This is a genomic window from Variovorax sp. J2P1-31 (assembly GCF_030317215.1).
Lineage (GTDB): Bacteria > Pseudomonadota > Gammaproteobacteria > Burkholderiales > Burkholderiaceae_C > Variovorax.
In genome coordinates this window covers 490,118-509,801 of record NZ_JASZYA010000001.1, presented here as the reverse complement: position 1 = coordinate 509,801, position 19,684 = coordinate 490,118, and the positions used below count along the sequence as shown (strand labels likewise).

Annotated in this window: 20 protein-coding genes; 9 read left to right on the top strand and 11 right to left on the bottom strand. The window is 69.8% G+C overall.

Annotation, left to right across the window (positions count from 1 at the left end; all coding sequences use genetic code 11):
* The first annotated feature begins 130 nt into the window (after positions 1 to 130).
* Positions 131 to 1,009: an MBL fold metallo-hydrolase gene (locus QTI20_RS02355; RefSeq protein ID WP_286550510.1), complete on the top strand. Its 879-nt coding sequence runs from the start codon at positions 131 to 133 to the stop codon at positions 1,007 to 1,009.
* A 22-nt stretch (positions 1,010 to 1,031) separates the two neighbouring features.
* Here the strand turns inward: QTI20_RS02355 and QTI20_RS02350 are convergent, their stop codons facing one another.
* Together QTI20_RS02350 and QTI20_RS02345 are read right to left on the bottom strand one after the other, a co-directional pair.
* Entirely contained in the window at positions 1,032 to 2,237 is a 1,206-nt protein-coding gene (locus QTI20_RS02350; RefSeq protein ID WP_286550511.1) for a GAF domain-containing sensor histidine kinase, read from the bottom strand.
* Between the two features lie 8 nt (positions 2,238 to 2,245).
* Entirely contained in the window at positions 2,246 to 2,701 is a 456-nt protein-coding gene (locus QTI20_RS02345) for a CBS domain-containing protein (protein WP_183023095.1), read from the bottom strand.
* Positions 2,702 to 2,867: 166 nt separating this feature from the next.
* Between QTI20_RS02345 and QTI20_RS02340 the strand changes: the two genes are divergently transcribed.
* Both QTI20_RS02340 and QTI20_RS02335 read left to right on the top strand, forming a co-directional pair.
* Complete coding sequence (locus tag QTI20_RS02340; protein WP_183023094.1) at positions 2,868 to 4,178, top strand: O-acetylhomoserine aminocarboxypropyltransferase; 1,311 nt, start codon at positions 2,868 to 2,870, stop codon at positions 4,176 to 4,178.
* Between the two features lie 3 nt (positions 4,179 to 4,181).
* On the top strand, positions 4,182 to 4,991 hold the full coding sequence (locus QTI20_RS02335) for an alpha/beta fold hydrolase (RefSeq protein WP_286550512.1): 810 nt from the start codon (positions 4,182 to 4,184) through the stop codon (positions 4,989 to 4,991).
* 16 nt (positions 4,992 to 5,007) lie between these two features.
* Here the strand turns inward: QTI20_RS02335 and QTI20_RS02330 are convergent, their stop codons facing one another.
* A complete protein-coding gene (locus QTI20_RS02330; protein ID WP_286550513.1) occupies positions 5,008 to 5,994 on the bottom strand; it encodes a Bug family tripartite tricarboxylate transporter substrate binding protein in 987 nt (328 codons plus the stop codon).
* A 24-nt stretch (positions 5,995 to 6,018) separates the two neighbouring features.
* Positions 6,019 to 7,437 (bottom strand): M20 family metallopeptidase, encoded by a 1,419-nt coding sequence (locus tag QTI20_RS02325; protein WP_286550514.1) that lies wholly within the window; start codon positions 7,435 to 7,437, stop codon positions 6,019 to 6,021.
* Between the two features lie 111 nt (positions 7,438 to 7,548).
* Between QTI20_RS02325 and QTI20_RS02320 the strand changes: the two genes are divergently transcribed.
* Positions 7,549 to 8,481, top strand: coding sequence for a LysR family transcriptional regulator (locus QTI20_RS02320; protein WP_286550515.1), 933 nt, complete (start codon positions 7,549 to 7,551; stop codon positions 8,479 to 8,481).
* A 6-nt stretch (positions 8,482 to 8,487) separates the two neighbouring features.
* On the opposite strand, the gene QTI20_RS02315 is transcribed toward QTI20_RS02320, so the two are convergent.
* Entirely contained in the window at positions 8,488 to 9,150 is a 663-nt protein-coding gene (locus QTI20_RS02315; RefSeq protein ID WP_286550516.1) for an NAD-dependent epimerase/dehydratase family protein, read from the bottom strand.
* A gap of 13 nt (positions 9,151 to 9,163) precedes the next feature.
* The gene (locus QTI20_RS02310; RefSeq protein WP_286550517.1) at positions 9,164 to 9,547 is read right to left on the bottom strand and encodes a thioredoxin family protein; all 384 of its coding nucleotides are present in this window, start codon (positions 9,545 to 9,547) and stop codon (positions 9,164 to 9,166) included.
* Between the two features lie 109 nt (positions 9,548 to 9,656).
* Between QTI20_RS02310 and QTI20_RS02305 the strand changes: the two genes are divergently transcribed.
* Entirely contained in the window at positions 9,657 to 9,995 is a 339-nt protein-coding gene (locus QTI20_RS02305) for an Mpo1-like protein (protein ID WP_286550518.1), read from the top strand.
* On the opposite strand, the gene QTI20_RS02300 is transcribed toward QTI20_RS02305, so the two are convergent.
* Positions 9,985 to 11,190 (bottom strand): YihY family inner membrane protein, encoded by a 1,206-nt coding sequence (locus QTI20_RS02300; RefSeq protein WP_286550519.1) that lies wholly within the window; start codon positions 11,188 to 11,190, stop codon positions 9,985 to 9,987. The two genes, QTI20_RS02305 and QTI20_RS02300, sit on opposite strands and share 11 nt — an antisense overlap.
* A 116-nt stretch (positions 11,191 to 11,306) precedes the next feature.
* Between QTI20_RS02300 and QTI20_RS02295 the strand changes: the two genes are divergently transcribed.
* The 3 genes from QTI20_RS02295 to QTI20_RS02285 are packed head-to-tail and all read left to right on the top strand — an operon-like array spanning position 11,307 to position 14,182.
* Complete coding sequence (locus tag QTI20_RS02295) at positions 11,307 to 11,753, top strand: DUF2069 domain-containing protein (protein WP_286550520.1); 447 nt, start codon at positions 11,307 to 11,309, stop codon at positions 11,751 to 11,753.
* The gene (locus QTI20_RS02290) at positions 11,750 to 13,171 is read left to right on the top strand and encodes an FAD-binding oxidoreductase (RefSeq protein WP_286550521.1); all 1,422 of its coding nucleotides are present in this window, start codon (positions 11,750 to 11,752) and stop codon (positions 13,169 to 13,171) included. Before QTI20_RS02295 ends, QTI20_RS02290 begins: the two co-directional genes overlap by 4 nt.
* A gap of 36 nt (positions 13,172 to 13,207) precedes the next feature.
* The gene (locus QTI20_RS02285) at positions 13,208 to 14,182 is read left to right on the top strand and encodes a thymidylate synthase (RefSeq protein ID WP_286550522.1); all 975 of its coding nucleotides are present in this window, start codon (positions 13,208 to 13,210) and stop codon (positions 14,180 to 14,182) included.
* Positions 14,183 to 14,218: 36 nt separating this feature from the next.
* On the opposite strand, the gene QTI20_RS02280 is transcribed toward QTI20_RS02285, so the two are convergent.
* Together QTI20_RS02280 and QTI20_RS02275 are read right to left on the bottom strand one after the other, a co-directional pair.
* Positions 14,219 to 15,223 carry a helix-turn-helix transcriptional regulator gene (locus QTI20_RS02280; protein ID WP_286550523.1) on the bottom strand — a complete coding sequence of 335 codons (1,005 nt, stop codon included), beginning with the start codon at positions 15,221 to 15,223 and terminating at the stop codon, positions 14,219 to 14,221.
* Positions 15,224 to 15,482: 259 nt separating this feature from the next.
* A complete protein-coding gene (locus tag QTI20_RS02275; RefSeq protein ID WP_286550524.1) occupies positions 15,483 to 16,514 on the bottom strand; it encodes an AraC family transcriptional regulator in 1,032 nt (343 codons plus the stop codon).
* A gap of 586 nt (positions 16,515 to 17,100) precedes the next feature.
* Here QTI20_RS02275 and QTI20_RS02270 point away from each other — a divergent pair.
* Positions 17,101 to 17,631, top strand: coding sequence for a hypothetical protein (locus QTI20_RS02270; RefSeq protein ID WP_286550525.1), 531 nt, complete (start codon positions 17,101 to 17,103; stop codon positions 17,629 to 17,631).
* A gap of 370 nt (positions 17,632 to 18,001) precedes the next feature.
* Here the strand turns inward: QTI20_RS02270 and QTI20_RS02265 are convergent, their stop codons facing one another.
* Entirely contained in the window at positions 18,002 to 18,778 is a 777-nt protein-coding gene (locus QTI20_RS02265; RefSeq protein WP_286550526.1) for a winged helix-turn-helix domain-containing protein, read from the bottom strand.
* Positions 18,775 to 19,674 (bottom strand): OmpA family protein, encoded by a 900-nt coding sequence (locus QTI20_RS02260; RefSeq protein WP_286550527.1) that lies wholly within the window; start codon positions 19,672 to 19,674, stop codon positions 18,775 to 18,777. The genes QTI20_RS02265 and QTI20_RS02260 overlap by 4 nt, the downstream gene beginning before the upstream one ends.
* Positions 19,675 to 19,684 lie beyond the last annotated feature (10 nt).

The following is a 19,684-nucleotide window of genomic DNA, read 5'->3' as shown; positions in this document are numbered from 1 at the left end:
GGGCGGGATCGCACGCGGTCCAGCCCCTTGATTCGACCGGTTTCAGAAACAGACCGAACGCGATTCCGCCATTTTTCATTGGATCTCGGACAACTACGCTCGGATTTCCTGTCACTCGTCGGAAATCCAGATGCTTCGCCTTCCTTTCGCCCGCCCCCTGTTCGCGCTGCTCGCCGCCCTGAGCCTCGCCGCTCCGGCCCTTGCGGCCGCCCTCCAACTCGAGGTCTACAACCCGGGCGACAAGGCCCTCTTCCCGGTCTCCTCGGTGCTGGTCACCGGCCAGTCCGAGGCCGTGCTGGTCGACGCCCAGTTCGGCGCCGCGCAGGCACGCGAGGTGGTCGAGAAGATCCGCGCCAGCGGCAAGAAGCTCACGACCATCTGTATCAGCCATGGCGACCCCGACTACTACTTCGGCCTCGAGACGGTCAAGGCCGCCTTCCCAGACGCGCGCGTGCTCGCCACGCCGCAGACCGTGGCCCACATCCGCGAGACCGCCGCCGGCAAGCTCGCCTTCTGGGGCCCGAAGCTGGGCGCCGATGCGCCCAAGGCCACGCTGGTGCCCGAGGTGCTCGAAGGCGACCGCCTGACGCTCGAGGGCCAGACGCTGCAGGTCATGGGCCTGAAGGGACCGCAGCCGGAGCGCAGCTTCGTCTGGATTCCCTCGCTCAAGGCGGTGGTCGGCGGCGTCGTGCTGGCCAACAACCTGCATGTGTGGATGGCCGACACCCAGACCCCGAAGTCGCATGCCGACTGGCTGGCCACGCTCAAGATCATCGACGGCCTGAAGCCGAAGACCGTGGTGCCGGGCCACTTCCTGGCCGGCGCGTCGACGCCGCTGCAGGCGGCGCGCTTCACCGCCGGCTACATCCGCGCCTTCGATGCCGAGACCGCGAAGGCCCAGGACTCGGGCGCGCTGGTCGCCGCCATGAAGAAGCGCTACCCGGCGCTTCGCGAGACCTCGTCGCTGGAACTGGGGGCGAAGGTCGCCAAGGGCGAGATGAAGTGGTGATCGCCCGCTGAACGCCCGGCGCTCAGCCGAGCGCGGCCGGGCCGGACACCGGCAGCCGCGCGGTGAAACAGGTGCCGTGTTCGGCCGAGGACGCCACCTGCAGCTCGCCGTCATGCGCCAGCACGATCTGCGAACAGATGTAGAGGCCCAGCCCGAGGCCGCCGCCCGGCACGCTGCTGCGCGGGCGCCAGTAGGGCTCGAACACCCGCGACAGGTCCTCGGCCCGGATCGGCTCGCCATGGTTCGACACGGCCAGCACCAGCACGTCCTGCTCGATGTCGACGCGCACGTTCACCGGCCGGTCGACCGCGCCATAGGTCAGCGCGTTGCCCAGCAGGTTCGACAGCAGCTGCTGCAGGCGGCCGCGGTCGCAGTGCACCGCGATGTCCACCGCGATGTGCTCGCTCACGGCCCGGTGCGGATTGGCTTCGCGCAGTTCGGACACCACATCCTTCAGCGCGGCGCCGAGGTCGTCCACCCGCTCGAAGTTCAGGCCCATGCCCGAACCGAGCCGGCCCCGCGCGAAATCGAGCACGTCGTCGATCAGCCGCGACATGCGCCGAGTCGTCGTGCGCAACCGCTCGCCGATGCGCACCACATCGGTCCCGGGCTTGCTGCGCACCAGCACCTCGGCCGCGGCACCGACCGCGGCCAGCGGATTGCGCAGGTCGTGCCCCAGCACCGCGATGAACTGCTCGCGCAGCTCGGCCGTGGCGCGCGCATCGACCAGCGCCGATTCGGTCGCGACCTGGCGGTCCTCGCTTTCCAGCTGCAGCGCGATCAGGTCGGCGAAGACCGTGAACATGGTGACCGTGCGCGGGTCCGACACCACGGCCGGGCGCGGATCGATGGCGCACAGGTTGCCGAAGTAGGTGCCGTCGGGCCGAATGATGGGCACCGAGATGTAGCTCTCGATCTGGTAGATGCGCGGCGTGTGGTGGTCGCGGTAGACCGGGTCCAGGCTCGCGTGGTCGATCACCACAGGCCGCCGGGCGGCGCGCGACTCGCTGCACAGCGTGGTCTCGACGTCGAGCTGGCCGCCGGGCAGCAGCCCGAAGCGGATGTTGTCCTGCACCGCGCAGGCGGTCCAAGTGCCGTCGGTCACGCGGGCGACCGCGGCAAAGCCCATGCCGGTGTTCTGGCAGATCAGGCGCAGCAGCGACGGAACGGCGCTGATGCGCGCCACGGCAGCGATGTCGCGGGCGATGGCTTCCGCGCTGTCGCTCATGGTGGAACTCAGCTTCCGCTGCCTTCGTCCTCGGCAGGCCAGTCGCGGATGTAGGCCTTGAGCATCTTGTTCTCGAAGTTCTGGCTGTCGACCACGGCCTTGGCCACGTCGTAGAAGCTGATCACGCCCATCAGCATGCGCTGGTCCATGACCGGCATGTAGCGCGCGTGCCGGTCCAGCATGATGCGGCGGATCTCGTCGAGGTCGGTCTCGGCGGTGCAGGTGACGGGGGCATCGTCCATGGCCTTGCGGACCAGCGAGCCGCCGATCTGGCCGCCGTTGCGCACGATGGCGGCGATGACCTCGCGGAAGGTGAGCATGCCCACCAGGTCGCCATGTTCCATCACGACCAGCGAACCGATGTCCTTCTCGGCCATCGTGGTCACGGCGTCGGCCAGGGGCTCGTCGGGGGTCACGGTATAGAGCGTGTTGCCCTTCACACGCAGGATGTCGCTGACTTTCATCGTATTTACCTCGGAATCATCCTCTTCTGACAGGGGCCGGTTGCGTTTTGAATATAGCCCATCTGGCTCACAATAGCCGCCCATCGCACCACACGGTGCGCGCCCTTCCGCCCTGCAGGCGTGACCGGGCGTTACAGGCTTCCAAGACCGACTTCCCAGGAGACCCATGCCAGGCTATTCCGACCCCGGATTCGACACGCTCGCGCTGCACGCCGGCGCCTCGCCCGACCCGACCACCGGCGCGCGCGCCGTGCCGATCCACCTCACGACCTCCTTCGTCTTCGAGTCGAGCGACCACGCGGCCGCCTTGTTCAACCTCGAGCGCGCCGGCCACGTCTACAGCCGGATCAGCAACCCGACCAACGCGGTGCTCGAGCAGCGCGTGTCGGCGCTCGAGGGCGGCATCGGCGCCATCGCCACCGCCAGCGGCCAGGCCGCGCTGCACCTGAGCGTGGCGACGCTGATGGGCGCCGGCTCGCACATCGTGGCCAGCACCGCGCTGTACGGCGGCTCGCAGAACCTGCTGCACTACACGATGCGCCGCTTCGGCATCGAGACCACCTTCGTCAAGCCCAACGACCTCGACGCCTGGCGCGCCGCGATCCGGCCCGAGACCAAGCTGCTGTTCGGCGAGACCGTGGGCAACCCGGGGCTGGACGTGCTCGACATCCCGGCCGTGAGCGACATCGCCCATGCGGCCGGCGTGCCGCTCCTGGTCGACTCGACACTGACCTCGCCCTACCTGATCAAGCCCTTCGACCACGGTGCCGACCTGGTCTACCACTCGGCGACCAAGTTCCTGTCGGGCCACGGCACCGTGATCGGCGGCGTGGTGGTCGACGGCGGCAGCTTCGACTGGGAGAAGTCGGGCAAGTTCGCCGAGCTGAGCCAGGCCTACGACGGCTTCCACAACATGGTGTTCAGCGAGGAAAGCACGGTCGGCGCCTTCCTGCTGCGCGCGCGCCGCGAGGGCCTGCGCGACTTCGGCGCCTCGATGAGCCCGCACACCGCCTGGCTGATTCTGCAGGGCATCGAGACCCTGCCGCTGCGCATGGAGCGCCACATCGACAACACGCAGAAGGTGGTCGAGTTCCTGGCCGAGCACCCCTTCGTCTCGCGCGTGGGCCATCCGCTGATCCCCTCGCACCCCAGCCACGAACTGGCCAAGAAGCTGCTGCGCCACGGCGCGCGCGGCGCGGGCGCGGTGTTCAGCTTCGACATCAAGGGCAGCCGCGCGCAGGGCAAGGCCTTCATCGAGGCGCTGAAGCTGTTCAGCCACCTGGCCAACGTGGGCGACTGCCGCAGCCTGGTGATCCACCCGGCCAGCACCACGCACTTCCGCATGAGCGACGAAGCGCTGGCCGGCGCCGGCATCGGCCAGGGCACGATCCGGCTGTCGATCGGCCTGGAAGACCCGGCCGACCTGATCGACGACCTCAAGCGCGCGCTCAAGGCCGCGGAAAAGGCGGGGGCCTGAGCCATGGCGCAGTACCAAGTCAACGGCCACTCGACCTACGCCTACACCGGCGGCAAGTCCTTCGATGCCGCCAAGCCCACGGTCGTGTTCATCCACGGCGTGCTCAACGACCACAGCGTGTGGATCCTGCAGAGCCGCTGGTTCGCCAACCACGGCTGGAACGTGCTGGCGATCGACCTGCCCGGCCACTGCAAGAGCGAAGGCCCGCCGCCGGCCAGCGTGGAGGACGCGGCGCAGTTCGTGATCGCGCTGCTCGATGCCGCCGGCATCGACAAGGCGGCGCTGATCGGCCACAGCTTCGGCTCGCTGATCGCGCTCGAGACCGCGGCCCGCGCGCCCGAGCGCGTGACGCATCTGGCGATGGTCGGCACGGCCTACCCGATGGTGGTGTCGCCGGCGCTGCTCGACGGCGCGCTCAACGACCCGCAGCGCGCGATCGCCATGGTCAACACCTTCTCGCACTCGATGATGGCGCCGCCGCCCTCCTCGCTGGGCCCGGGCACCTGGCTGCACGGCAGCTCGCGCGCGCTGATGCGCCGCGTGCTGGCGAGCAACCGCGATGCCAACGTGTTCCACATCGGCTTCAAGGCCTGCAACGACTACGCCAACGGCGAGACCGCCATCGCGAAGCTGCAGTGCCCGGTGCTGTTCCTGCTCGGCGAGGCCGACCAGATGACGCCGCCGCGCGCCGCCAAGACGCTGATCGGCAAGGCGCCCCAGGCCCGGGTGGTGACGGTGCAGGCCGGCCACGCGCTGATGAGCGAGGCGCCCGACGCGGTGCTGTTCGCGCTGCGCGATTTCGTGGCCGGCTGATCCGGCGCCCCCGCCGCTACTCCGCCGCGATGCCCGCGCGGTGGGCCAGCGCGCGGTAGCGCGCGATCTCGCCTTCCATCTGCTGGCGGAAGGCGGCCGCGCCGATGAACACCGGCTCCATGCCCTGCGCGCGCAGCTGCGCCTGCAGGGCCGGGCTGGCCATGGTCGCGCCCACGGCCTGCGCCAGCCTGTCGATCACCGGGGCCGGCGTGCGCGCCGGCGCGGCGAAGCCGTACCAGGCGTCGAAAGTGGCTTCGGGCAGGCCCTGCTCGGCCAGCGTGCGCACCTCCGGCAGCAGGCTCGCGCGCGTCGCGCCCACGATGCCCAGCGCGCGCAGCTTGCCCGAGCGCACATGCGGCGCCACCGAGGCCACGGTGTCGATGCCGATCTCGATCTCGCCGCCAATCACCGCCATCGCGCCCTGCGCGCTGCCCTTGTACGGGATGTCCTGCAGCTGGATGCCGGCCGCCAGCGCGAGCAGTTCGCCCGCCAGGTGCGGGCCCGAGCCGGCGCCGAAGGTGGCGTAGCGCAGGCCCTTCGGCCTGGCCTTGGCCGCGGCGATCAGCTCGTGGAGCGAGCGGTACGGCGTGCCCTGGCCCACCACCAGCACCAGCGGCGTGCGCGCCACGATCGCGATCGGTGCCAGGTCGCGCACCGGGTCGTAGGGCAACCTCGCCCGCAGGGCCGGGTTCACGCTGTAGCTGGTCGAACCGGAAAGCAGCAGCGTGTAGCCATCGGGCGCGGCCTTGGCCACCGCATCGGTGCCGATGATGGTGGAGGCGCCGGGCCGGTTGTCGATCACGACCGGCTGGCCCAGCCGCTCCGCCAGCGCCTGCCCCATGCCGCGCGCCACGATGTCGGTGCCGCCACCCGGCGGGAAGGGGACGACCAGCTTGATCGGGCGCTCGGGCCAGGCGTTGGGCTGCGCCAGCGCGGGCATGGCGACGAGCCAAAGGGAAGAGGCGCCGAGCAGCAGGCGGCGACGGGTGCGAAGGTGGGTCATGGTGCGTACGAAGAAGAGAATCGATCAGGCGGTGTGCGAAGGAAGCCGGCCCGCGGCCCAGGGCGCGTGGCCGGGCTCGCCCAGGTCCCAGTAGAGGCCGGCCATGATCTGCAGCCCCTCGCGCGCCAGCGGCGCCAGCAGGTGCTCGTTGGGCGCGTGCTGCGCGCAGGCCGGGTAGGAATGCGGCACCCACAGCGTGGGCAGGCCGAGTTCGCTGGCGAACACGTCGTTGGGCAGCGAGCCGGCCAGGTTGGGCAGCAGGTCGACCGGCCGGCCGCTGCTGCGTGTGATGGACGCGCGGGCCCAGTCGACCCAGGGGTTGGCCAGGTCCAGCCGCGTGGCCGCGCCGCTCAGCGTGACCTGCACCTCGACCTGTTCGAAACCGTGGGCATCGAGGTGCGCGCGCACGATCTGCTCAAGGTCCTGCCAGGGCGTGCCGACCACGAAGCGCAGCTGGCAGTGCGCCACCGCCTCGGCCGGGATCGCGTTGACCGGCCGCTGGGCCGAGCCCGCGCCCAGCGCGAGCACCTCGAGGGTGTTCCATCCCACCAGGCGCTCGGCGGGCGTGAGGCCGGGCTCGCCCCAGCGATCGTCGACCGCCGGATCGTCGGCGCCGCCGCCGATCGCGATGCCGGCCAGGGCCTCGCGCAGCGCCGGCGTGAGCGGCGGCGGGCGCAGCGCCTCGACCCGGATGCGGCCGTGCGCGTCGACCAGCGAGGCCACCGCGTGGCTCAGCACCGTGCCCGGATTCACCAGCACGCCGCCCCAGTTGCCCGAGTGGTAGCCGCGGGGCCGCGCGCGCAGCCGCAGGCTGAAGTTGACCGCCCCGCGCGAGCCCAGGAACAGCGTGGGCCGCTCGGCGCTGACCCGCGGGCCGTCGCTGGCCAGGAACAGGTCGGCGCGCAGCTTGTCGCGCTGCTGCACACACACCGCGTGCAGGCCGGGCGAGGCAGCCTCTTCGCCCATCTCGATGAGCCAGGTCAGGTTGTAGCCCAGGCGGCCGCCGCGCGCCTGCAGCACGGCCGCCAGCGCGCCGAGCGCGATGCTGTGCTGGCCCTTGTTGTCGGCCGTGCCACGGCCGTACCAGCGCTCGCCGCGCGCGGTGAGCGCCCAGGGGCCCAGGCCCGCGTCCCATTGCGCGTCCTGGCCGCTCACCACGTCGCCGTGGCCGTAGCTCAGCACGGTGGGCAGGGCCGGGTCCTCGATGCGCCGCGCGATCAGAAAGGGGCCACCGCCGGGCACCGGATTGGCGACGACCTCGGACTCGAAACCGAGTGCGCCCAGCGGCGGCATCAGCTCCTCGCGCAGGTAGGCCTCGAGCGCGGGGGTGGCGGCGCCGGTGTCGCTCTCGGTGCGCAGGGCGATGCGGCGCTGCAGGTCGGCGAAGAAGCGGCCGTCGTCGAAGTAGGACGCGGCGGCGGCGAGGCTGTCGGTGCGTTGCATGGGCGAATTCCTGTGGATGCGTGGGATGCAGCAAGTACAAGGCCAAGACGCCGATGCTTCCAGCATCGTTTTCGCAAGCTACCATTGCCTTGAAGGCAATACCTGCAGCCCATGTCCCTCCCCCTGCTCAGCATCCCGATGCGCCATTTCCTCGAAGTGGCGCGCAGCGGCTCGGTCAACCAGGCCGCGGCGCGGCTGTTCGTGGCCTCCTCGGCCGTGAGCCGCCAGATCGCGAAGCTGGAGGACAGCCTGGGCACGCCGCTGTTCGAGCGCCATGCCCGCGGCATGGCGCTGACCGCGGCCGGCGAGCGGCTGGCCGCCCACCTGCGCAACGCGCAACGCGACATCGAGCAGGTGGTGGACGAGGTGCGCGACCTCGGCGGCCAGGACGCGCGCCGCATCCGCATGGCCTGCACCGAGGGCTTCGCGGGCCACTTCATGCCGCTGGTGATGCGCGGCTTCGACGCCGCGCACCCGGGTTGCCAGCTCGAGCTGCACGTGGGTTCGCCCGACGGCGTGAGCGCGCTGCTGGCGCGCGGCGAGACCGACATCGCGCTCAAGTACGTGGTCGCGCCCGAGCCCGGCCTGCGCATCGCGCATGCGGCCAGCGCGCCGGTGTTCGCGGTGCTGCGGCCCGACCATCCGCTGGCGCGCCAGCGCGTGGTGTCCGTGGCCGATGCGGTGCGCTACCCGCTGGCCGTGGGCGACAAGGGTGTCACCGCGCGCCAGCTCTTCGACCAGGCCTGCAGCCTGCAGGGCCTGCAGTACCGCGCGCTGTTCGTGAGCAATTTCTCGTCGGTGCTGCTGCCGCTGCTGCGCACGCCCGACGTGATGCTGTCGGGGCACCTGACCGTGGTGCACCTGATCGAGGCCGGCGAGGTGGTGGCGCGGCCTTTTGCCGAGGCGCCGCTGCAGCAACGGCAATTGCAGGTGCTGGCGCTCGAGGGCCGCACGCTGCCGCCGCTGGTCGAGGCCTTCGTCCAGCACCTGGTGCAGGCCATCGCCGGCGCCGGGCGGCGCAAGCGCGGCCGCGCGCGGGGCTGAGGCTGATCAGGCCAGCGCGTTGATGTCCTTGGGTTCGAGCCAGACCTTGGGCGCGCCGTGGCGCGCCACGGCCAGCATCGCGCGGCCCACGCGCTCGGTGGTCGTGAGCTGGTCGGGCCAGATCCGGCCGGCCAGGCTCAGCAGGGGCGAGAGCACGACATAGAGCGCGTGGTACAGCGGCGTCTTGGAGCGCGCGCCGTGCAGCGGCTGGATCACGCCGGGGCGGAACATGTAGGCGGCCTTGAAGGGCAGGCGCAGCAGCGCGTTTTCGGTCGCGCCCTTGACCCGCGCCCACATGCTGCGGCCGCGTTCGCTGCTGTCGGTGCCGGTGCCCGAGACGTAGGTGAAGGTCATGCCCGGGTTGAGCCGGGCCAGCACCGTGGCCGCGGCCAAGGTGAGGTCGTAGGTGATGCGGCGGTAGGCGTCTTCTTTCATGCCGGCGGACGACACGCCCAGGCAGAAGAAGCAGGCGTCGAAGCCCTGCAGCTGCGATTCGATGGCGCCGTAGTCGTACAGGTCCTTGTGCACCAGCTCGCGCAGCTTGGGATGCTGCTGGCCGGTGGCACCGCGGCCGATCGTGACCACACGCTCGACGTCGGGCGCGAGCAGGCATTCGCGCAGCACGCCCTGCCCCACCATGCCGGTGGCGCCGAAGATCAGGATGTTCATGGCAAGGCTCCGGTCAGACCGCGAAGGTGGTCGGCTGCTGGTCCAGCACCGCGAGCAGCGACGTGACGTCGGCGCTCGAGGGCTTGGGCGACTGCAGCGCGTCGAGCATGCGCGAGAGCGTCTCGGCGTGCGGCAGCAAGGGGCCGAGGAAGCGCGTGCCGTCGGCCCCGGCCACCAGCAGGGTCGGGAAGGTCTCGACGTCGAAGACATCGGCGATCTCCGAATGGTCCTCGATGTCGACCCAGGCGAAGCGGAACTGCGGATGGGCGCGCGCCACCTGCGCGAGCAGCGGCCGGTAGTCGCGGCAGGTGCCGCACCATTCGGCGCAGAGGCACACGACCCAGGGCGCGTCGCTGGCGGGCGCGGCGGAAGCGGTGGTGGCAGGCAGGGCGCTCAAGACGGATGCATCGATGAGGGGATCGGAAGGCCGGATGGTGCGGCCGGGAGGTCGTGGCTATTATGGACAAGGCCTTCGCGCCCTACCCGCCGGCCTCCAGGAGACGCACATGAACACCACGACTGGCACGGCATCTGCCGCCGATCCCCGCCGTTTCAAGAGCTTCGCCGAGTTCTATCCCTTCTACCTGAGCGAACACGCCGACCGCAGCTGCCGGCGGCTGCATTTCGCGGGATCGACGCTCTCGCTGGTCTGCGTGGCGGCGGCCGTGGCCACATTGAACGCATGGTGGCTGCTGGCCGGCCTGCTCGCCGGCTACGCTTTCGCCTGGGTGGGCCATTTCGGCTTCGAGAAGAACAAGCCGGCCTCCTTCAAGCGGCCGCTCTATTCCTTCATGGGCGACTGGGCGATGTACCGCGACATCTGGCGCGGCAAGGTCAGCCTCTGAGCACCAGCACCTCGCCCAGCCGCAGGCGGTGCAGGGGGCCTTCCCGCCACAGCCCCTCGAGCGGCTCCGCCCGGGGCATCAGCAGGGCCTCGAGCAGCGGCGCCATGGGCGTGGCCGGATCGGCCAGCAGGACGTAGCGCGGGTTTTCGTCGGCCGTCTGTTCGTCCAGCGCCGCGATCCAGTCGAGCGCCACCAGGGTCTCGAGCACCGGCGCGAGCTGCAGCGCATCGACGCGCATGCGCGCCACCAGATCGACCGCGCCCACGCCCCGGGCCGGCTCGGCCTGGGCGTGCGCCAGGTGCTGCAGCACCTCCATCGCGAGCTGCATCGGCCAGCCGGGCGTGCCGCCGCGCCGCGCCACGCCGGTCAGCAGGCTGGGCAGGTAGGCCGCGATGACCGCGCCCAGCAGCACGATGACCCAGGCCACGTAGATCCAGACCAGCAGGATCGGGAAGGTGGCGAAGGCGCCGTAGAGCACCGAATAGGTCGGCACCAGGCTCAGGTAGTAGGCCAGCACGCGCTTGGCGATCTCGATGGCCGCGGCCACGAACAGGCCGCCGGCCCAGGCATGCGCCCAGCGCACATGGGTGTTGGGCACGTAGTGGTAGAGCGAGGCCATGCCGGCCGCGAGCAGCAGGAATTCGAAGCCGTCGAACACCAGCTTGACCATCGCGCCGCCCACCACCTCGCGCGAAGCCGAGAACACATAGGAGGTGGTGGACAGGCTGACCGCCAGGATCAGCGGCCCGAGCGTGATCGCGGCCCAGTAGATCAGCACCCGCTGCGCGAAGGGCCGGGGCGTGCGCACGCGCCAGATGTTGTTGAGCGTCTTGTCGATCGTGAGTATCAACGCGATGGCGGTGATCAGCAGCACGATCAGGCCCGCGATGCCGAGCCCGCTGGCCTTGCTGGCGAACTGGTTGAGGTAGCCCAGCACCTGGCGCGCGATGTTGTCGGGGATCAGGCTCTCGATCAGCCAGCGCTGCAGCCGGCCCTGCATCTTGGCGAACATCGGGAACACCGTGAACAGCGCCAGCGCGACCGTGAAGAAGGGCACCATCGCGATGGTGGTGGTGAAGGTCAGGCTGCTGGCCGTCAGGCCCAGCCGGTCTTCGCGGAAGCGTTCGCCCAGCACCGCGGCGGTGTTGCGCCACGGAAAATGCGAAAGATCCCTCCACCATTGCCGACGATTCATGGCCGTATCATAGGGACCTCCCCCGTGTCTTCGCGCACTTCGTGTCGCGTGCGCCCACCCCCTCGCCGGGGGCAACACCGGCGGCCCGGCAAAGCCGGTTCCGCGGTGTTCCTGATATGAAAACGACCCTGCCACCACCCGCCCCCGTCTCGTCCTCTTCCGTCGCCGCCACCCGCTGGCTGGCCGTGGGCAGCCTCGTCGGCCTGATCGTGCTGGGCCTGGCCTGGGAGATGTGGCTTGCGCCGCTGCGCCCGGGCGGCTCGTGGCTCGCGCTGAAGGTGCTGCCGCTGGTGGTGCCGCTCGCGGGGCTGATGAAGAACCGCATGTACACCTACCGCTGGGTCAGCCTGATGATCTGGCTCTACTTCACCGAAGGCGTGGTGCGCGCCTGGAGCGACGCCCTTCCCACCGGCCGCGTACTGGCCGGCATCGAGATCCTGTTGTGCCTGGCGCTGTTCGTCGCATGCGCCCTGCACGTTCGACTGCGGCTGCGCAATGCCCACGCCGCCAACGCGGCCCAGGCCGCAAAGGCAGCCGCCCTGCCGGAGACTTCCCACCCATGACCACCGCCCTGATCGACCAATTGCGCGCCATCCTCGGCGCCCCCCATGTGCTCACCGACGGCGACCTCTCCGCCTATGAGCAGGACTGGCGCAAGCGCGCGCGCGGCAAGGCGCTGGCCGTGGTGCGACCGGCCAACGTGCAGCAGGTGGCCGATGTCGTCAAGGCCTGCGCGGCGGCCGGCGCCGCCCTGATTCCGCAGGGCGGCAACACCGGCCTGGCCGTGGGCAGCATTCCCGACGGCAGCGGCACGCAGGTCGTGCTGAGCCTGCAGCGCATGAACGCCATCCGCGGCATCGACGAGGCCAACCTCACGATGACGGTCGAGGCCGGCTGCATCCTGCAGACCCTGCAGGAAACGGCCGAGAAGGCCGGCTTCCTGTTCCCGCTGAGCCTGGCGGCCGAGGGCAGCTGCACCATCGGCGGCAACCTGGCGACCAACGCCGGCGGCACGCAGGTGGTGCGCTACGGCAACACGCGCGACCTGTGCCTGGGCCTGGAAATCGTCACCGCGCAGGGCGAGATCTGGGACGGCACCAGCGGCCTGCGCAAGGACAACACCGGCTACGACCTGCGCGACCTGCTGATCGGCAGCGAAGGCACGCTGGGCATCATCACCGCCGCGAGCATGAAGCTCTACCCGCTGCCCGCGGCCCAGCTCACGGCCTGGGCCGCCGTGCCCTCGCTCGACCACGCGGTCACGCTGCTGGGCCTGGCCCACAAGCAGCTCGGCGCCGGCCTGACCGGCTTCGAGGTGATGGGCAAGTTCGCGCTGAGCCTGGTCGACAAGCACATGCCGCAGCTGCGCGTGCCCTTCGTCGACGACGAGGCCGTGCCCTATTGCGTGCTGCTGGAGAACTCCGACAGCGAATCCGAAGACCATGCGCGCGCGCGCTTCGAGGCGCTGCTCGAGACCGCCTTCGAGGACGGCTGCGTGACCGACGCGGTGGTGGCCGAGAACCTTTCGCAGGCGCACCAGCTCTGGCACATCCGCGAGAGCATTCCGCTGGCGCAGGCCGAGGAAGGCCTGAACATCAAGCACGACATCTCGATCGCGGTGTCGCGCATCCCGGCCTTCGTGCAGGAGACCGACGCACTGCTGCAGCGCGAGATCCCGGGCGTGCGGCTGGTCAACTTCGGCCACCTGGGCGACGGCAACCTGCACTACAACGTGCAGGCGCCGGCCGAGGGCGATGCCCGTGCCTTCCTGCGCGACGAGGAAGAGCGCGTCAACACGCTGGTCTACGACGCGGTCGAGAAGTTCGGCGGCTCCTTCTCGGCCGAGCACGGCATCGGCGAACTCAAGGTGCACAAGCTGGAGAAGCACAAGTCGCCGGTGGCGCTGGGCATGATGCGGGCCATCAAGAAGGGGCTCGATCCGCAGAACCTCCTGAACCCCGGCCGCGTGCTGCGCGCCTGAGCGCAAAAGCCGCCTTCGCTGCAGAATAGCCAAGCCATGAAACAGTACCTCGACCTCGTCCAAGACATCTTCGACAACGGCAGCTGGCAGGAGAACCGCACCGGCATCCGCACGCTGAGCCTGCCCGGCGCGATGATGCGCTTCGACCTCACGCAGGGCTTCCCGGCGGTCACGACCAAGAAGCTGGCCTTCAAGTCGGCCATCGGCGAGCTCGTGGGCTTCCTGCGCGCGTCGCGGAACGCGGCCGAGTTCCGCGAGCTGGGCTGCAAGGTCTGGGACCAGAACGCCAACGAGAACGCCCGCTGGCTCGAGAACCCCTACCGCCTGGGCACCGACGACCTGGGCCCGGTGTACGGCGTGCAATGGCGCGACTGGCCGGCCTACAAGGCGCTGCCGGCGACCCAGACCCGCCAGATCGACGATGCCAAGTCCCGCGGCTACCGACAGCTCGCCACCTTCGACGACGGCGACGAGGGCAGCAAGGTGCTGCTGTACAAGGCGGTGGACCAGTTGCGCCTGTGCCTCGACACGATCATCGAGAACCCCTCCGACCGCCGGATCCTGTTCCACGGCTGGAACTGGGCGCAGATCGAGGAGATGGCGCTGCCCCCCTGCCACCTGCTCTACCAGTTCCTGCCCAACAAGGCCAAGGGCGAGATCTCGCTGTGCCTCTACATCCGCAGCAACGACGTGGGCCTGGGCACGCCCTTCAACCTGACCGAAGGCGCGGCGCTGCTGCACCTGGTGGGCCGGCTCACGGGCTACACGCCCAAGTGGTTCACCTACTTCATCGGCGACGTGCACATCTACGAGAACCACGTCGACATGCTGCAGGAGCAGCTCAAGCGCGAGCCCTTCCCCGCCCCGCGGCTGAACCTTTCGTCGCGCGTGCCGGCCTATAAGGACACCGGGGTCTACGAGCCCGAGTGGCTGGAGAAGGTGCTGCCCAGCGACTTCACGCTCGAGGGCTATGAACACCATGCGCCGCTGACGGCGGCCATGGCGGTCTGAGCACCGCCGCTTCAGCGCGACGGTGCCGCCGCAAGCTCAGCGCGGCGCCCTGAAGTTCTTCTTGGCGAACTCGCTCGGCGAGTGGCCGTACTTCTTGCGGAACACACGGCCGAAGTAGCCGGGGTCGGAGAAGCCGCAGCGCGCGGCGATCTCGGCCACCGAGACCTGTTGCGAGCCGTCGTCCATGGCGTCCCGCAACAGCCGCGCCGCGGCATCGAGGCGATCGTGCCGGACGGCATCGAGAAAGGACTCGCCGCCGCCCGCCCTGGCGAACACGCGGTGCACATGGCGCGTGGACGCGCCGAACCGGGCCGCCAGCGCGGCCACGCCGAACTCGGGGTCGGCATGGTTGTCGCGCACCCACTGGCGCATCCGCAGGTACATGTGTCGATCGCGCGCGGAAACGACGGGCGCATCGTCCGGCGCGGCGTCGCGTCCTTGCGCCAGTGCCAGCGAAAGAAGGGACATCACATGCTCGCCGATGAGTTCCTTTTCGAAAGAACTGCTGAGCGCGCTCAGGGTCTCGAACGCCCAGTTGCGCAGGTAGGTGGACAGCAGGCGGCCCCATCCGCTGTCGCCCGCGAGCCTCGACATGCCGGCCGGCAGCGGATGCAGCCAGCGCGCGATCACGGCTTCCGACAGGTCGACCACCCAGGCATCCATGGGCTGCAGTGACAGCAGGCTCGTGCCCTCGCCGGCGTCCAGCAGCGCCATGTCGCCCGCTGCCAGCGTGAGGCTGCGCCCCGAGGACCCGACGGCCGTGAGTTCGCCGTGCACGACGGCCAGCAGCTGGAGCGAGAACGTTCGCCTCTTCTCGCGCAGCCCGATCAAGGCATGCTGGCATGCTTCCACGCTGCCGCCCCGGATGCGCATGAAGGACATGCCCCCCAGATCGACGGTAGGGCATCCGGATCGGGCCTCACGCGCCTGCAGCGCCTCCTGCGCCGCGAAGCCGAGGCCTGGTGGACCGGCGCGCCCTCGCGGAACAACGCCGTACGGTGCCGAAAAGATATCGGCGTCTGCTTCTCCTGCGATGGTCATCGCTTCTCCCTGAGTGACTGATCTCGTCGACCGACACTTCTATGGCATCGGTTTTTCTGGCGTGCGCTGTCTTGATGGGACAGCGCCGAGCGCAAGATCATGAACGAAAACACCCCGGCTGGGAACGGGCGTCGACCCAGGGCGCATGTCGCACATGCGCCACAGGGCACAAGGAGCGCAACGCGGTGGCGGCCCCATGCAAGGAAGGGCTGCACGGCGCGGCGCAGCGCTTCCTCGGCTGGCCGAGGCAGGCCCGCGCTCAGGAGAGCTCTGCGGCGGGCACCTCGTCGTCCGCCGGCCCCTCACCCAGGAACTTCCGCCCGTAGGCGCGGGGCGTGCAGCCGAAGACCTTTCGGAACACCAGGCCGAAGTAGGCCGCGTCGGAGAAGCCGCAGCGGTAGGCGATCTGGGCCATGTAGGTGTTGGAGTTGGCGGCCGTGCGCAGCATGCGCAATGCGGCGTCGAGACGCTCGCATTGCAGCGCATCCCTGAAGGTCACGCCGCGGCCTGCGATGGAGAACACCTTGTGCACATAGCGCACGGAGACGTTGAAATGGTCCGCCAGCATCGACGCGCTGACCGCGGGATTGCTGTAGTTGTCGCGGATCCAGTTGCGCATGCGGCCGTGCAGCAGGTGATCCCGCGACGACACCGTTTCTCCGCCGCCCATCAGCCCGCGCTGCTCCAGCGTGAACGAGAGCATCGACAGGATGTGCTCGCCGATCAGCGCGCGCTCGAGCGGCCGCTCGATGCCCTCGACCTGATGGAGGTCCAGCGATCGCAGGTAGGCCGACAGCACGCCCGCCCATCCCTTGGCGCCATCGAGGCGCAGCCCCACCGAGTCGCGGCCGCCGGGAATCCAGCGCTGCGTGAGCGGTGCCGACAGGCCGATCACCAGCGAGTTCACCGCCTCGTGCGCGCGCATCTGCATGCCCCTGCTGGCATCGAGCAGCACCATGTCGCCGGTCTCGATGAGCGCCTCGCGGCCCTGCGCGATCGTCGTGGCGCCGTTGCCCAGCTTGAGCATCAGGTAGAAGGGATAGGCCTCGACGCGCTCCACCTGCCCTGGCTCCGAGCGCACCGAAATCACGCTGCCCCGGTGCCGCTGAAAGCGGGCCACGCCCGGCACCTCGAGGATCGAGAGCTGCTGATGGAAGTCGTCGCGGCTGGGGCTCTCGAGACCCGCATAGCCGACGCTGCCGGAGAAGGTGTCGGCCCAGTAGGAGAACCGGTGCTTCCGTTCAAGTGAATCCGTATCGAACTGATGCACATGCAAAGGCGTGTCGGACATGGAGGCAAGCCTGGAAATTCGATCTGAAGAGCCCCGACGGCGGCTTCCTGCGGGGTGTCCGCGCCGGACATCCCCTGGGCAGATTTCGGCCAATGGCCTGGCCGTCTGGGTGGCATCTCCCGGCGCCGTGGTCATCCGATGCCACTCTGTAGCGGGAGTTTGAGGAACGTTAGCGTTTGAAACAAATTCAGAAGTTGAAAAACGAGAACCAGCTCTATGAAGATCACGCACAGCTGTCTAGCAATGCACGAAAGCCGAGCCGCCACGCTCGACGGCGGATGCCATGGCGCACGGCATGCAACGCAGCGACCCGCTCCCGGGGCCCGTCGAATCACCGCCCCATGCCGCCGCCGATGTGGCGGCCGTTACCTGAAAGCGCGTTACGCAGCGCCGGAACGGAACATGCCGCGCCGCCTCCGCGCGCACTGCAAGCACAGCAGGGAGGCCATGATCTGCAAGGGATTCCCCAATGAAATCAAGCAGCTGTCGCACCCGCCGTAAAGCCGCAGCGCCCGCTCCGGCGATCGGCGGCATCGGGCACGCACCTTGCCTCAGGAGGAGATCTGTCACACGAAGAAGGCACAAGGTGAGCTCCCTCTCTGGCCACGAAGCCGGCGCCGCGTCGGCCCGCCGAAACGGCGCGTCGACGCCCCTGGTCTCGCGGCCTGGCGAGCGTCAAGGCCCCGCCGACGAGGCGCCCGACCCCGGCATTGCACTGGGCGGCGTGCGCCTGTGGCGGCGGTGCGCCACCACGGCGGAGCGCCCCGGAGGGTGCGTCGACACGGCCCATGGAATGCGGCTGCTGCTCGTCGATCCAGCCAGCGAGGCGGGCCCGTGCGCAGCGCCCCTTCTGAACGCCTGGACCATCGGCCTGTCGGCGCAATGGACCGCGCGCTGGTTCGGCCTCACGCCCGCGGCGAGCGCACGCCGATTCGCAGCCGAGGACGAATGGGTGGCGCCGCTGTCCGCCTACCTGCGCGGCTGGGCATGGGAAGAACTCGAGGCACTGCGCAGTTCCTTCGAGAAGGAGCTTGTGGGCGAACACCTCATGGGCCTGCTTGCGATGGCGATGGCGGCCGCAGCCGAGGGGCCGACGGGCGGCCCGGACGCGCGTTGATTCTGCCGACCCCGTCGACGAACGCGCCAGCGCGTCAACCGCCGTCGCCCGACGCCTTCGCGGCCGCATCCGCGCGCCGGACCCAGGCCGGCACGTCGTCGCCCAGCGTGCGGACGGGCGGCCCGGGACGGCACGGGCCCGCGCAGAGGGTCCGAAGGCGTGCCTCGCGTGGTCAGGAAGAAGCAGATGGCGCCCGCGACACAGGCCGCGAGCACGATGAAGGTCAGGAGATAGCGCCCCATCGCCGTTCCGTCTGGCGATCCGCATCGCACGGTGGCACGCCGTGCTTGCACGGCGATCTGGCTCCGCCATGGCGGCGGCTCTGTTTCTGGTTCATTCTTTTCTCCCTCCCTTCCTCTGCCGGTGTCGACTAGGACACTTCGAAGTCCGACTCCTTCAACGGTGCTGTTGCCGTGGCAGACGGCCCGTCCAGGCGATAGCCCGCACCCCAAACGGCCCGCAGTTTCCACCCATTCTCTTCAAGCTGCAAGGCCCGACGCAGGCGCGATGCGCAGGCGTCCAGCGAGCGCGACTTGTCGTGGCCGTCGTGTCCCCAGATGGCCATGCAGAGCTGCTGGCGCGTGAGCGTGTGGCCCGTGTGGCGGAACAGTTCGGTCGCCAGATCGAACTCGTCGGTCCGCAATTCGACCGTGCAGTCGCCGAACGCCACCGCATTCATCATGGACAGGAAGTGGTAGCGCTCCCATTCCCAATCGACGTCGGGCACGCGCAGGTGCACGTTGCGCATGTAGACCCGCAGCAGGCTGGACAGCTCGCTGAAGGCGGTGAGCCGGCCGAAGATTTCGTCCGGGGTGTGGTGGCACAGCGATGCCAATTCATGCAGCTGGTTCTTCGGCACCAGATGCAGCGTGGGCACCGAGGGGCCAAGGAGCGCACGCAACTCCGCCATCTGTGCAGCGGAGGCCGCGCTGTCTTTCGCGCCGGCCAGCAAGGCCATGGCGAGCCGCGCCGGCCCCTGCATGCGACGCGCCATCTCCCCGACGCTTTCGTAGACCTCCGCTTCGTAGCCCAGGCGCCGAACCGCGCGCCGGGCATTGGCGCGGGAGCGCTCCCGCGCGTCCACGATGGCGATGCGCCCCAGCGGCGCGCCGCCTTCTGCGTGTGCTTGAACGCCGTACGCGGTCACTGCGCACCGTCGACCTGGATCTCCACCCGCCGGTTGGGCTGCAGGCAGCTGATCAATGCGTCGTTCTTCCGGGCACCGGGGCAGTTGACCACCGGCTGCCGCTTGCCCATGCCCTGCGTGCGGATCACCTGCGCCGGGATGCCTTCGCGCACGAACATCTCGCGCACCGTGTTGGCACGCGCCCGCGACAGCATGTCGTTGTAGGCATCGCTGCCCAGGCGGTCGGTGTGGCCGGCGATGCGGATCTCGCGCAGCGACTTGAAGTTCCTCTGGATGCTGGCCGCCAGCGCCGCGACCTGGCGCCGCCCTTCGGGCAGCATGTCCTCGGCCGCGCTCTTGTCGAAGCGGAACAGGCTGTCGCCGTCGAGCGTCACCCGGCGCGGCATGGGGGCCGCGGGCACGGGGGCCGGCGGCGCCACCGGCAGCACGGCCGGCACCACCGCCGCCACGGGCGCCTGCACGGGCGCTGGCGCCGCCGCGGGCTTCAGCACCTCGGCGCAGCCGGCGGGCGACCAGAGGAAGCTGCGCGCCTCGACGTTCTTGTCGAAGATCACCTTGTACTGGCAGGTCGCCACGCCGCCGTCGGGCCGGCGGAAATGGAAGATGTAGTCCCACTCGCGCGGGCCGGCCAGGCCTTCGCGGAAATGCGGCCGGCCCAGCAGGTCGTAGAGCTGGTCCTTGGTCGCGCCGGGCCCCACGGCGCGCAGGTTGTCGAGGTTGGGGAAGGTCCCCTCCTTGAGCCAGGCGTCCTTCTCGGCGCTCGGGAAGACCACCTCGGCGGCCGTGCCGCTGTCGGTGATGCCCCGGCTCACCGAGGAGCTGCCGCAGGCCGGCAGGGCCAGCAGCGCGGCAATGCCCAGCGCGACGAGGGAGAGACGATGCAGTTTGTTGTTCATGATGATGTCG

Coding starts and splice junctions, on each gene's coding strand:
- QTI20_RS02330 (WP_286550513.1), bottom strand. CDS start 5,994: ATGACCCACCTTCGCACCCGTCGCCGCCTGCTGCTCGGCGCCTCTTCC.
- QTI20_RS02350 (WP_286550511.1), bottom strand. CDS start 2,237: ATGAGCGACAGCGCGGAAGCCATCGCCCGCGACATCGCTGCCGTGGCG.
- QTI20_RS02285 (WP_286550522.1), top strand. CDS start 13,208: ATGAAACAGTACCTCGACCTCGTCCAAGACATCTTCGACAACGGCAGC.
- QTI20_RS02325 (WP_286550514.1), bottom strand. CDS start 7,437: ATGCAACGCACCGACAGCCTCGCCGCCGCCGCGTCCTACTTCGACGAC.
- QTI20_RS02355 (WP_286550510.1), top strand. CDS start 131: ATGCTTCGCCTTCCTTTCGCCCGCCCCCTGTTCGCGCTGCTCGCCGCC.
- QTI20_RS02335 (WP_286550512.1), top strand. CDS start 4,182: ATGGCGCAGTACCAAGTCAACGGCCACTCGACCTACGCCTACACCGGC.
- QTI20_RS02320 (WP_286550515.1), top strand. CDS start 7,549: ATGTCCCTCCCCCTGCTCAGCATCCCGATGCGCCATTTCCTCGAAGTG.
- QTI20_RS02275 (WP_286550524.1), bottom strand. CDS start 16,514: ATGTCCGACACGCCTTTGCATGTGCATCAGTTCGATACGGATTCACTT.
- QTI20_RS02315 (WP_286550516.1), bottom strand. CDS start 9,150: ATGAACATCCTGATCTTCGGCGCCACCGGCATGGTGGGGCAGGGCGTG.
- QTI20_RS02295 (WP_286550520.1), top strand. CDS start 11,307: ATGAAAACGACCCTGCCACCACCCGCCCCCGTCTCGTCCTCTTCCGTC.
- QTI20_RS02340 (WP_183023094.1), top strand. CDS start 2,868: ATGCCAGGCTATTCCGACCCCGGATTCGACACGCTCGCGCTGCACGCC.
- QTI20_RS02280 (WP_286550523.1), bottom strand. CDS start 15,223: ATGACCATCGCAGGAGAAGCAGACGCCGATATCTTTTCGGCACCGTAC.
- QTI20_RS02260 (WP_286550527.1), bottom strand. CDS start 19,674: ATGAACAACAAACTGCATCGTCTCTCCCTCGTCGCGCTGGGCATTGCC.
- QTI20_RS02300 (WP_286550519.1), bottom strand. CDS start 11,190: ATGAATCGTCGGCAATGGTGGAGGGATCTTTCGCATTTTCCGTGGCGC.
- QTI20_RS02305 (WP_286550518.1), top strand. CDS start 9,657: ATGAACACCACGACTGGCACGGCATCTGCCGCCGATCCCCGCCGTTTC.
- QTI20_RS02345 (WP_183023095.1), bottom strand. CDS start 2,701: ATGAAAGTCAGCGACATCCTGCGTGTGAAGGGCAACACGCTCTATACC.
- QTI20_RS02290 (WP_286550521.1), top strand. CDS start 11,750: ATGACCACCGCCCTGATCGACCAATTGCGCGCCATCCTCGGCGCCCCC.